Genomic DNA, 11,638 nt, shown 5'->3' on the forward strand with positions numbered 1-11,638 from the left:
GATTCCGCGACGCCGGGCGCGTGACACCGGCTCCGTGGCAGGGTGGACCGGTGATCACCGTCGAGCTCGCCCGGTCCCTCCGCGACGCCGGACTCCGCTGGCACCCGACCACCGGAGACCGCTTCGTCATCGACAAGCCGGGCGTCGACGACGACGTCTACACGGTGTCCGAGATGACCGTCGAGCGGCACGACTACCCGAGCGGCACCGTGCTCGGCTTCAACGGCACGACCGAGTGGGCGCTCGACTCGGTCGAGGCGTCCGAGTCGCTCTGGCTGCCGCGCGAGGACCAGCTCCGCGAGCTCCTCGGCCCGGCCTTCGTCTCGCTCAGCGCGGGCTTCGCGGTGACGGCGACGATCGACGGCGCCGACCGGGAGTTCCCCGCTCCGGACGCGGCACGGGCCTACGCGGAGGCGCTGCTCGCCTACATCACGGCGTCGCTCGCGTAGCGCAGGCGCCGTCCGTCCGGTTCCTGCGGGGGACGCGCCCGGCTGGACGTTCCCGGGAAGCGCGCTGGGGGCCGTTTGGTTGCATGTCGTCATGACCGTTCCGAACATCACGCTCAACGACGGCAAGACCATCCCCCAGCTCGGCTTCGGGGTGTTCCAGATCGAGCCGGAGAACACCAAGGAAGCCACCCTCACCGCCCTCGAGGTCGGCTACCGCCACATCGACACCGCCGAGATGTACGGCAACGAGAAGGAGGTCGGCGAGGCGATCGCCGAATCCGGCATCGACCGCTCGGAGATCTTCGTCACCTCGAAGCTCAACAACGGGTTCCACGACCCGGATGCGGCGCTCGAGAACGGCAAGAAGTCGGCCGACCTGCTCGGCGGCTACACCGACCTGTTCCTCATCCACTGGCCGCTGCCCACGGTGTCGGACTTCGTGCCGACCTGGCAGGCGATGGAGGAGCTCTACCGCGGCGGCACCGCCCGCTCGATCGGTGTCTCGAACTTCCAGACCCACCACCTCAACCGTCTCGCCTCCGAGACCACGATCACCCCGGCCGTGAACCAGATCGAGGTGCACCCGTACCTCGTCCAGGACGAGCTCCGCGCCTACGGCCGCGAGCACGGCATCGCGACCGAGGCCTGGTCCCCGATCGCGCAGGGCCTCGTGCTCGACGACGAGACCATCACCCGGATCGCCGGCAACACCGGCAAGACCCCGGCCCAGGTCGTCCTCCGCTGGCACATCCAGCGCGGTGACATCGTCTTCCCGAAGTCGGTCACCCGCTCGCGCGTCGAGGAGAACTTCGCGATCTTCGACTTCGAGCTCTCCGACGACGACATGACGGCGATCACCTCGCTCGACAAGGGACACCGCACCGGGCCGGACCCGGACACGTTCGACTACGTCCCGGCCTGACGGCCGCCGGTCGCCCAGGGCGACCCACACGACGACGGGAGGCCCGTGGCGCACGCAGCCACGGGCCTCCCGTCGCGCGTCAGGACCGCCGTGAGGCGGTGACCGTGAACTTGGCGGTCCGCACGACCTGCCGCGTCGGCCCGACCGACCGCTCCAGGAGCGGCCGGTACCGCAGGTGCGAGTTCCAGACGCACCACAGTTCACCGCCGGACTGGAGGATCGTGGCCGCGTTCCGGAACATCGCCTCGGCCGCGTCGGTGCTCACCGTCGTGCCCTCGTGGAAGGGCGGGTTGCAGAGCACGAGCTGCGCCGCGCCCTCGTCGAGCTCGTCGCCCGCATCCGACCGCACGACCGCGACCCGGTCGGCCACGCCGTTCGCCGCCGCCGTCGCCCGCGTCGACGCGACCGCGATCGACGAGACGTCCGTCGCGACCACGCGGACCCGCGGCCGGCGCCGCGCGATCGCGGTCGCGATGACGCCGTTGCCGCAGCCCAGGTCGACCACCGTCCGCGCCGTCGGGACCGCCTGGTCGGCGACGTCGAGCAGCACCCGGGTGCCCTGGTCGAGCGACGTGCCCGCGAAGACCCCGCCGTGTGCGACGAGCGTCATGCCGAGCTCGTCCACGTGCACCGCGCGCGGCCACGGGTTCGTCGTGTCCGCCCGCACGGCGGCGGCGCGCAGGGGATCCTGTGCGACGAGGAGCCGGGACTTCCCCCGCCCACGTGACGGGGTGACCTCGCCGAAGTACCGGCGGAGGACGTCGTTCTGGGACAGCGTCATGTGCTTCGTGACCCCGCCGCACAGCAGCACCACGTCCGGGGCGGCCCAGCGTGCGACGGCACGGGCGAGCTCGTCCAGTCGGTCGTTCGACTTCGAGAGCCGGAGCAGCACGAGCCGGACGTCACGGAAGGCCTGCTCGGCGGTCTCGGCGTGCCGGAAGCCGCGCAGCCCGAACGTGCCGGCGGCGGCCTGGAGCGCCCGGACCCCGACGAGGGAGTCCTGCACGACCCGGACGTCCGAGGCGCCGTGCAGTGTGATCAGCCCGAGGGTGAGCACCCCGGCCCGGTCGTCCACGACGGCGACCTCGCCGGGCTGCCGGACCGCGTCGCCGTGCACGTGCGGCGCCTCGTCGAGCAGGAACCGGTCGGTGCCGTCGATCGTCACCAGGTCCGGAGCCCCGTCGTCGGGGTCTCGCCGGAACTGGTCGGCGAAGTCAGACACGCGCATCCGGTCAGCGTACTGAGCACGCCTGCGACCGGCACGCCGACGCTTTCGTACCTGAGATGTCCACGGCTGGCCCTCGCCCCCCGCCCGCGCGATCGCGCCCGGCACCCCGCTCGACGACACCGTGCGGTCCGCGCTCGGGAGTCGCGTCGGAGCACTGCTCGACACCGTCCGGCTCGGGGAGTGGGATGCCGTGACCGATGCGGCTGCCCCGGTCCACCGCAGTTCCATCGCGTCGTGCACGAACCCCGTGCTCTGCTCACGGCTCCGAGGGTCCGTCGACGCCCTGACCTTCCGACTCCGCCACGAGGACTTGCCGATCGCACTGCCGTGGGAACGGATCGTCGCACTGCAGCTCGCGGTCGAGGGCGGCGACGGTCGACTTGCGGAGCGAGCGCTCCGGTCGATGCCCCTGCGCCCCGATCTCGACCACGCGCCTGGGTGAGGACGCGCTCGCGCCGGACGTCACCGCCATGTCCACGCACTCAGCGCCTGCACCGACATGGGCACCAGGGTCATCGCGTGCTGGTGGCCGTGTGCGTCGGGAAGTCCGCGTCCTCGATCGTCGCGGTGATGGTCGTCGAGCTCACCCTCACGTCAGCGCTGTGGTTCAGGAACTCCGGCTCGTCCCCGTAGGCATCCGCCTCGATGCGCTCGGGTCGCTGCGCCAGGCGCGTGCCGGGCGAGAAGGACACCGCCGGGCCGCTGTCCGCAGTGAACTGGTACTCGATCGACTGCCCGGCTGGAGCCCACAGGAGCGGCTCCTTCCCCCATCGTCCAGATGCCGACACAGCCGTCCCCTGACGCTCACCGCTCAGCCTCCAGGCGCCGCGTTCGATCTCGATGCGGTACCGGTCACCGCCGTAGTAGGACAGTGCGGGGTCCACGCCGTCGTCGACCGAGCCGACGCGCTTCCCACCCGTCCCACTCACGTCGTAGGACCACGTCCCGACCAGTGCCGTGAGGACCGGTCCGGTCCGAGCAGTCGACACCGCGCAGCCGCCCACCCCGAGGACGACCATCGATGCCGCGACGAGCGCGATCCCTTCCCGAACCACCGAACCACGTCCGTGCAAGCGGATGGCCTCCGTTCCGATCAGCGTGAACAGATCGCTCACACTGATACTCTCCGTACGGAAGATCACGACATCGGGCGCCAGAGCACGATCTGCGTGTTCCGCTGCGGTCGCGCCCCGGCGCGGAGTGACACCGCGGCCCCCGTGGTCGTCGCGGCGAACACGCGCGCGCCCGGGCGGTTGATGAGCTGATCCGCGAGGGCCGTCTCGAGCTCACGGACGCGCTCCCGCAGCGCCTTGTTCTCGTTCTCCAACTCGAGCACGCGGCGGATGCCCTCGAGCGAGACGCCCTCGGACCCCAGGCGTGCGATCTCCCGCAGCTGCACGACGTCCCGCATCGAGTAGCGGCGCGATCCGCCGCGGGTCCGGCCGGGCACGACCAGGCCGAGCCGGTCGTACTGCCGCAGCGTCTGCGGGTGCATCTCGGCGAGTTCCGCCGCCGTCGCGATCGCGAAGACGGGCGAGTTCTCGTCCATGTCGGTCACGGCCTCTTCCTTTCCGTCGTCCGCGTGGTGCAGGACCAGCCTGGAGGCCCGGTGCGGCTTCCTGACGGAGCCGCACCGGGCCTCTCCCCACCGGCACGGCCGACCCGCCGCTTCGCGACGGGCCGGCACCGGCAGCGTGGGCCCCGGCCGGTTCGTTGCTGTGGTCGCGCAGCGTCAGCTGCGCGCCTTGGCGAGGAGGTCCTCGCGAGGGTCCTCGTCGGGTAGTGCCGCGCGGAGGGCCTCGACGGCCTCGCGCTGCTTGTCCGACAGGTGCGACGGCACCGCGACCTGCACGGTCGCGAGCAGGTCACCGGTCCCGCTCTTCGTCGCGACCCCGCGTCCCTTGACGCGCAGGACACGACCAGAGGGCGTGCCGGGCGCGACGCGGAGCTTGACGGGCTCGCCGCCGAGCGTCGGGACCTGGATCGTCGCGCCGAGCGCCGCCTCGGCGAACGTCACCGGCACGTCGACCCGCAGGTTGAGCCCGTCGCGCTCGAAGACCGGGTGCTTCCGGACGGAGACGCTGACGACCAGGTCGCCGTCGTCACCCCCGTCCGGACTCGGCTCGCCGCGGCCGCGCAGGCGGATCTTCTGTCCGTCGGCGACGCCGGCGGGGATCCGGACGTTCACCGGCTTGCCGTTGCCCTGCGAGAGCTTGACGGTGTCACCGGCGATCGCAGTGGTGAAGTCGAGCGTCGTCGACGCGGTGACGTCCCGGCCCTTGGTCGGACCGCCGAAGCCGCGGAAGCCGCCGGACGACTGCCCGAAGCCCCCGCCGCCGCCGCCGCCGAACATCCCACCGAGGATGTCCTCGAAGCCACCGGCACCACCGCGACCTCCGCCCTGACCGAAGCGCACGCGCTGCCCGCCCTGTTGGCCGAACATGCCGCCGAAGACGTCCTCGAACCCGCCCTGGGCGCCCGGGCCACCCGCCGTGAAGCGGGCGCCCGAGCCCATGGCGCGGACCTGGTCGTACTCGGCGCGCTGTTCCTTGTCGGAGAGCACCGAGTACGCCTCGCTGATCTCCTTGAAGCGGGACTCGGCCGCGGCGTCCCCCGGGTTGGAGTCCGGGTGGTACTGCCGGGCGAGCTTGCGGTAGGTCTTCTTCAGCTCAGCGTCGCTCGCCGTCTTGTCGACGCCGAGGACCTTGTAGAAGTCCTTGTCGAACCAGTCCTGACTGGCCATCGAGCCCTACCTTCCGTTCCTGGTCGTGACGAGCCTGCTCAGGCCGGGACCGCGACGGCGACCTTGGCCGCACGCAGGACGCGGTCGCCGAGCTTGTAGCCCGGCTCCACGACGTCCGCGACGGTCTGGTCGGTCGCACCCGGCGTGGGCAGCTGCACGATCGCCTCGTGCACCTTCGGGTCGAAGGTCTCGCCCTTCTCGCCGATCTGCACGAGCCCGAACTTGTCGAAACCGCCGCGGATCTTCTGCCCGATGACCTGCATCGGACCGTCCGCGAGGTCCCCGTGCGCCTCGGCACGGGTCAGGTCGTCCAGGGCCGGGAGCAGGGCGCGGACGACCTCGGCGATGACGGCGTCGCGGTTCGCCTCGCGGTCGCGCTCGACGCGCTTCCGGAAGTTCACCAGCTCGGCCTGTGCGCGGAGCATGTCGGCACGCATGTCGGCGACGAGGTCGCGGTCCGCCTGGGAGAGCTTGTCCTCTTCGATGCCGCGCGCGGCGTCGTCCAGGAGCGCCTGGTCCTCCGGGGAGAGGTCCGACTGGGGGCCGCCAGCGGCGGGGCCGTCGGTGGGCACTTCCACGTCCGGCCCCTCCGCCTCGATGAGGTCCTCGGGCTCCTGCGCGTTGGTGGCGTCGCCCTCGACCTGGGGCTCGGCGTCCTCGGGCACGTTGTCCTTGGGATCCGTCATCGTTACTTCTTGTCCTTGTCGTCCTCGTCGTCCACGACCTCGGCGTCGACGATGTCCTCGTCGTCCTGCTGCGCCTGGCCGTCGGCGGTCGGCTGCTCGCCACCGGCCGCGGCACCCGCGTCCTGCTGGCTGTAGATGGCCTGGCCGAGCTTGCCCTGCGACTCGTTGAGCTTGTCGTAGGCGGTCTTGACCGCGTCGTCGTCCTCACCCGCGAGGGCGGACTTCAGCGCGTCGACGTCGGCCTGCACCTCGGACTTGACGTCCGCGGGGAGCTTCTCGTCGTTCTCCTTGATGAGCTTCTCGATCGAGTAGACGAGCTGCTCCGCCTGGTTGCGACGCTCGTTGGCCTCACGGCGGGCCTTGTCCTCGGCCGCGTGCTCCTCGGCCTCGCGGACCATGCGCTCGATGTCCTCCTTCGGCAGCGACGAGCCGCCGGAGATGACCATCGACTGCTCCTTGCCGGTGCCCTTGTCCTTCGCGGACACGTGCACGATGCCGTTGGCGTCGATGTCGAACGTGACCTCGACCTGCGGGACGCCACGGGGAGCCGGCGCGATGCCGGTCAGTTCGAACGTGCCGAGCGGCTTGTTGTCCCGGGTGAACTCGCGCTCGCCCTGGAAGACCTGGATCGCGACGGAGGGCTGGTTGTCGTCAGCGGTCGTGAAGGTCTCGCTGCGCTTGGTCGGGATCGCGGTGTTGCGGTCGATGAGCTTCGTCATCAGGCCGCCCTTGGTCTCGATGCCGAGCGACAGCGGCGTGACGTCGATGAGCAGGACGTCCTTGCGCTCACCCTTCAGCACACCGGCCTGCAGTGCGGCGCCGACGGCGACCACCTCGTCCGGGTTGACGCCCTGGTTCGGCTGCTTGCCACCGGTCAGCGACTTGACGACCTCGGCCACGGCGGGCATGCGGGTCGAGCCGCCGACCAGCACCACGTGCGCGATGTCGTTGACCGACACGCCCGCTTCCTTGATGACGTCGTTGAAGGGCTTCTTCGTGCGGTCGAGCAGGTCGGAGGTCATCTGCTCGAACTGGGCGCGCGAGATGGTCTCGTCGAGGTTGAGCGGGCCGTCGGCCGTCAGCGTCAGGTACGGGAGCTGGATGTTCGCCGACATCTGCGACGACAGTTCCTTCTTCGCCTGCTCGGCGGCTTCCTTCAGACGCTGCTTGGCGATCTTGTCCGTGGACAGGTCGACGCCGTGCTCGTCCTTGAACTTCTTGACCAGGTGGTCGACGATGCGCTGGTCCCAGTCGTCACCGCCCAGGCGGTTGTCGCCCGAGGTCGCGCGGACCTGGATCGTGGAGAAGTCGTCGTCCTTGCCCACCTCGAGCAGGGAGACGTCGAACGTGCCGCCACCGAGGTCGAAGACCAGGATGAGCTCGTCTTCCTTGCCCTTGTCGAGGCCGTAGGCCAGCGCGGCCGCGGTCGGCTCGTTGATGATGCGCAGGACGTTGAGCCCGGCGATCTCACCGGCGTCCTTCGTGGCCTGACGCTCGGCGTCGTTGAAGTACGCCGGGACGGTGATCACCGCGTCCGTGACGTCTTCACCGAGGTACTGCTCGGCGTCGCGCTTGAGCTTGCCGAGCGTGCGGGCCGAGATCTCCTGCGGCGTGTAGCTCTTGCCGTCGATGTCGACCTTCCAGTCGGTACCGATGTGGCGCTTGACGCTCGCGATGGTGCGGTCGACGTTCGTGACGGCCTGACGCTTGGCGGTCTCGCCGACCAGCACCTCGCCGTCCTTGGTGAAGGCGACGATCGACGGCGTGGTGCGGAGCCCCTCGGCGTTCGCGATGACCGTGGGCTCACCGCCCTCGAGCACGCTGACGACCGAGTTGGTGGTTCCGAGGTCGATGCCTACTGCACGTCCCATGGTGTGGTGCTCCTTCTGTCGGGTGCGTGGTTGCGGAAGTCTGCGGACTTGCGTCCGATGGACTCAACTCTACACCTGAGTCCTGTGGACGCAAGGCCGAGCAGCGACACTTCCGTCGAGCCCGTCCCCCTCGCAGTCATGGCGATGTCCCGAGCAGGAGGGAGCACCGGGGACGCACATCACGAAGGCCGCGACGGGACCGCGAGCAGGGCAACCCCGGACGCTCGACGAGGGCGACGGGGCACGCGAGCGCCGCCGACTTCGCCACCATCACTGTACATTTGATATGTTTATATCTCTCCGTCCCGTGCTGGTGCCATGCACGGGACCACTACCGAAAGGGCATGACGCATGACCAGCAAGAAGTCACGGGTCGGGCGGGCGGTCAGCGCCTCGGCGCTCGCCATCGCGACGCTCGCCTCCGGACTCTCGTTCGGGGCCGCTTCCGCTTCGGCCACCACGGCCCCCCAGACGGGAGCCACGTTCCAGCTCATCCACAAGATGAGCGCGAGCCAGTGGGTGGCCGTCAAGCAGAACGGGCAGTACGGGTCGTTCTCGTCCGAAGCGGCCGCCAAGTCCGGCGCAGGGACGTGGACGGCGTACAAGTACGCCAGCGGGACGTTCGCCATTCGCGGTGCCGGGAACACCTGCCTGCTGGCCAACAACCTCGCCCCGACCCCGTCGCTCTACAGCAGCCAGGGTGACAGCTGCCTCGATTCCCCGTCAGGCGTCTTCGCCTGGACCTTCAAGGACAACAACTTCTACAGCCCGAAGTTCAACAAGTACATGTCCTGGGACCGCGAGGACCAGGGCCATCGCACGCAGTTCTGGCTCCGGGACACGAGCGCCTACCGCTTCGACACCATGCCGATCGATCCGGCGTCGCCGGTTCCCCCTGCGGCGAACGGCGGCATCCAAGCCGATTCCTCCCCCACGACGTCGCTCGTGCGCAACCAGCCGACACCGGTGCCGTTCGCGGTCCGGTCCGTTGCCTGGTACAACACAGCCAACCTCAACATCCGACTGACCGCCCCGGCAGGGACGAGGTTCGACGCGAATCAGACGGTTCCCGGTCAGTACCATCGCAGCGGCAGCACCACGTGGCTGGACTCAGTCGGCTTGACGTTGTCCGACGTGACCGTGTCGACCGATGGCAAGACGTTGACGGGCACGTTCAAGAACGTGCCCGACTTCGCGCAGTTCGACGGCTACGGGATGCGATGGCTGCCGAAGGTGATCGCATCGAACGACACCCTCGCCGGCGAAGGCTCGATGGGGTACAAGATCACCGGCAGCACCGCTGCTGGCACCGTGTCGGTCGACAGCACGAGCCCGACGACCGTTCCCGGTCTCGCCGGTGGCGGCGTCGTGAGCGATGTGTCCAGCGGCGTCCGACTCGAGCGAGGCACTGCGACCGACGTCCCGTTCGCAGTGAAGTCCACCAACCAGTACAGCGCAGCCAAGTTCGAGGTGACCCTGGCGGCTCCCAGCCACAGCACCTTCGCGGCGGACCAGACGGTTGCCGGCCAGTTCCACTACGTCGATGAGGACTGGCAGGGCGCGTCGAGCCTGAACCTGACCGATGTCAGCGTGTCATCGGATGGGAAGAGCCTGACGGGAACCTTCGACAGCGCGAACTCCAGCGGGTTCGGTCAGAACGCCGGCATGGGTCTCCGCTGGATCGCGAAGGTGATCGCTGACAGCGATGCGGCTGCAGGCAACGGCTCCATGAACTACTCCATCAACGGCTCCACGAGCCTCGGGCCGGTGTCGCTGAACTCGTTCACCGCGACCACGATCGAGGCGCCGGCCGTCACGACTCCGACGGCGACCGTGACGTTCGACCAGGACGTGACGAAGAAGGCCACCGTCTCGGGCACCGGGGCGAAGGGTGCCGTGATCACGATCAAGAACGGCACCGACCCCATCGCCAGCGCGACGGTCGGCGATGACGGCACCTGGTCCACCCAGATCGACCCGATCGGACCTGGCTCCCACGAGCTGACGATCGAGCAGACCGGCATCGAGGGCACCCAGACCACGAGCGCGACGGCCGACTTCGGTGCCGCCGTCACCGCCAACGCCCCCACCGCCACCGTCGACTCCACCCTCGCGACGGTCACCGGCCGCGGCGAGCCCGGCGCGACGATCACCCTGCGGGACGACACCGGCACGACCCACACGACCACCACCGATGCAGACGGCAACTGGAGCATCCAGGGCAACTTCCGCCCCGACACCAACCGGGTCACGGTCACCGCGCAGTCGAAGGGTGCCCTGGAGACCACCGTCGCAGCTGAGCTCGACATCAATGTCAGCAACCGGCCCCTCGTGATCACCAGCCCCACCCAGGACGACGCGAAGGCCGACCGGATCACCGCAGGAAAGGTCACCTTCACCGGCACCGCGACGCCGTTCTCCACCGTCCAGCTGCGCACCTGGCCCGAGATCGGCCGCATCCTGTTCACCACCTACGCTGACGAGAACGGCAACTGGTCCGCCACCGGCGAGCTCGCCTCGAGCTACTACGAACTCGCCGGCAAGGAGACCGCGATCGGCGGCTACGTCGACGACATCCGCATGTTCGCCTTCTCGACCGTCGCGTTCCAGGACACCGTCATCACCAGCCCCACCGCCCAGGACGTGATCCTCGGCGGCACGGACCCCGGCGTGGTCTTCGCCGGGACCGCCACCCCCGGCGCGACCGTCGAGATCTGGACCTGGATCAACCCCCGAGGTCGCCTGGTCGCCACGGCCAAGGCCGACGGCTTCGGCAACTGGAAGACCAAGCCCGGCTCCCTCGCCGCCGACACGACCTACAAGCTCAAGGCCGAACAGATCGCCCTGAACGGCAAGACCACCGTCACCGAACTCGGCGACCTGCAGACCGAGAGCTTCCACGCCGTCGACCAGATCGAACGCGACCAGAACGGCTCCGTCACGGACTGGACCCTCCGTGCGACCCCCGGCGCGACCGTCGAGATCTGGACCGGCCCGAAGACCGCCACCTGGGCTCGCAAGATCGGCTCCGGCACCGCTGACGACCTCGGCAAGGTCGCGATCGACGGTACCTACCTCGCGCCCGGCAACGCCTACATGACCAAGATCTACCAGACGACCCCCACCAAGGAAGAGGTCACCGACTACAACTTCACGACCGACCCCGCCTGACGCTCGTCCCACCCCACCCGGAGGGCCCTCGCTCCCAGCGAGGGCCCTCCGGCATTTCGACTCGCAACTGCGATGAAATACTGATATCCTGTGTACAGGAGGAAACCATGATCCGTACTCGTTCCATCATCACCACCATCGCTGCAATCGCCCTGCTCGGTACCCTCACCGGGTGTTCCGGCGCCGATCACACCGACGGCTCCAGCCCGACGCCCACGAAGTCCGAAGCGCCCGCGGCGCTCTCCGAGGGATCGGCTCCCCCGAAGACCGGCGTCTGCGACAACGGGCAGCTGACCGTGATCGCCGAGGACCTCACGGACAACGCCCTGACACTCGACGATCCGTGCGACACCGTCGCCCTGCTGACCAACGGCGCTCAGGTCACGATCGACTTCGACGTCGACATGCTGATCATCGAGGGCGCTGACAACACCATCCGGGCGAAGACCGTCGGCAAGAGCCTCGCCACCAACAGCGGCAACACCGTCGAGTTCCGCGGCTCAGCGCCGGAGAAGGTCAACGGATCCGACACGACCACGTACACCGCGCGCTGACCCGCACCGCGACC

Annotated in this window: 11 protein-coding genes; 5 read left to right on the plus strand and 6 right to left on the minus strand. The window is 69.3% G+C overall.

Going from position 1 to position 11,638, the window contains the following annotated elements; translation table 11 throughout:
- Positions 1-50 precede the first annotated feature (50 nt).
- Complete coding sequence (locus DEU32_RS09495; RefSeq protein ID WP_114850296.1) at positions 51-449, plus strand: pilus assembly protein CpaE; 399 nt, start codon at positions 51-53, stop codon at positions 447-449.
- A 91-nt stretch (positions 450-540) separates the two neighbouring features.
- Complete coding sequence (locus DEU32_RS09500) at positions 541-1,371, plus strand: aldo/keto reductase (RefSeq protein WP_114850297.1); 831 nt, start codon at positions 541-543, stop codon at positions 1,369-1,371.
- Positions 1,372-1,450: 79 nt separating this feature from the next.
- On the opposite strand, the gene DEU32_RS09505 is transcribed toward DEU32_RS09500, so the two are convergent.
- Positions 1,451-2,599, minus strand: a complete 1,149-nt coding sequence (locus DEU32_RS09505; RefSeq protein ID WP_114850298.1) for a class I SAM-dependent methyltransferase — start codon at positions 2,597-2,599, stop codon at positions 1,451-1,453.
- Between the two features lie 190 nt (positions 2,600-2,789).
- Here DEU32_RS09505 and DEU32_RS09510 point away from each other — a divergent pair, with 190 nt between their 5' ends.
- On the plus strand, positions 2,790-3,041 hold the full coding sequence (locus tag DEU32_RS09510) for a hypothetical protein (protein ID WP_141860164.1): 252 nt from the start codon (positions 2,790-2,792) through the stop codon (positions 3,039-3,041).
- Between the two features lie 70 nt (positions 3,042-3,111).
- Here DEU32_RS09510 and DEU32_RS09515 read toward each other — a convergent pair whose 3' ends face one another.
- From DEU32_RS09515 to dnaK, 5 genes are all read right to left on the minus strand, one after another.
- A complete protein-coding gene (locus DEU32_RS09515) occupies positions 3,112-3,654 on the minus strand; it encodes a hypothetical protein (protein WP_141860162.1) in 543 nt (180 codons plus the stop codon).
- Positions 3,655-3,737: 83 nt separating this feature from the next.
- On the minus strand, positions 3,738-4,148 hold the full coding sequence (locus DEU32_RS09520) for a heat shock protein transcriptional repressor HspR (protein WP_114850433.1): 411 nt from the start codon (positions 4,146-4,148) through the stop codon (positions 3,738-3,740).
- A gap of 183 nt (positions 4,149-4,331) precedes the next feature.
- Positions 4,332-5,342 carry a DnaJ C-terminal domain-containing protein gene (locus tag DEU32_RS09525; RefSeq protein ID WP_114850301.1) on the minus strand — a complete coding sequence of 337 codons (1,011 nt, stop codon included), beginning with the start codon at positions 5,340-5,342 and terminating at the stop codon, positions 4,332-4,334.
- Between the two features lie 38 nt (positions 5,343-5,380).
- Positions 5,381-6,028: a nucleotide exchange factor GrpE gene (locus DEU32_RS09530; RefSeq protein WP_114850302.1), complete on the minus strand. Its 648-nt coding sequence runs from the start codon at positions 6,026-6,028 to the stop codon at positions 5,381-5,383.
- A 2-nt stretch (positions 6,029-6,030) separates the two neighbouring features.
- Positions 6,031-7,899, minus strand: coding sequence for a molecular chaperone DnaK (gene dnaK / locus DEU32_RS09535; RefSeq protein WP_114850303.1), 1,869 nt, complete (start codon positions 7,897-7,899; stop codon positions 6,031-6,033).
- A gap of 351 nt (positions 7,900-8,250) precedes the next feature.
- Here dnaK and DEU32_RS09540 point away from each other — a divergent pair, with 351 nt between their 5' ends.
- Positions 8,251-11,070 (plus strand): hypothetical protein, encoded by a 2,820-nt coding sequence (locus DEU32_RS09540; protein WP_114850304.1) that lies wholly within the window; start codon positions 8,251-8,253, stop codon positions 11,068-11,070.
- Positions 11,071-11,177: 107 nt separating this feature from the next.
- Positions 11,178-11,624: a hypothetical protein gene (locus DEU32_RS09545; protein WP_114850305.1), complete on the plus strand. Its 447-nt coding sequence runs from the start codon at positions 11,178-11,180 to the stop codon at positions 11,622-11,624.
- Positions 11,625-11,638: the final 14 nt, after the last annotated feature.

This window comes from Curtobacterium sp. AG1037 (assembly GCF_003349855.1).
GTDB classification, from domain to species: Bacteria; Actinomycetota; Actinomycetes; order Actinomycetales; family Microbacteriaceae; genus Curtobacterium; species Curtobacterium citreum.

Excerpts from the sequence above, each read along its gene's own strand:
- DEU32_RS09500 (WP_114850297.1), top strand. The coding sequence starts at position 541 with ATGACCGTTCCGAACATCACGCTCAACGACGGCAAGACCATCCCCCAG.
- DEU32_RS09505 (WP_114850298.1), bottom strand. The coding sequence starts at position 2,599 with ATGCGCGTGTCTGACTTCGCCGACCAGTTCCGGCGAGACCCCGACGAC.
- DEU32_RS09520 (WP_114850433.1), bottom strand. The coding sequence starts at position 4,148 with ATGGACGAGAACTCGCCCGTCTTCGCGATCGCGACGGCGGCGGAACTC.
- DEU32_RS09525 (WP_114850301.1), bottom strand. The coding sequence starts at position 5,342 with ATGGCCAGTCAGGACTGGTTCGACAAGGACTTCTACAAGGTCCTCGGC.
- DEU32_RS09530 (WP_114850302.1), bottom strand. The coding sequence starts at position 6,028 with ATGACGGATCCCAAGGACAACGTGCCCGAGGACGCCGAGCCCCAGGTC.
- dnaK (WP_114850303.1), bottom strand. The coding sequence starts at position 7,899 with ATGGGACGTGCAGTAGGCATCGACCTCGGAACCACCAACTCGGTCGTC.
- DEU32_RS09540 (WP_114850304.1), top strand. The coding sequence starts at position 8,251 with ATGACCAGCAAGAAGTCACGGGTCGGGCGGGCGGTCAGCGCCTCGGCG.
- DEU32_RS09545 (WP_114850305.1), top strand. The coding sequence starts at position 11,178 with ATGATCCGTACTCGTTCCATCATCACCACCATCGCTGCAATCGCCCTG.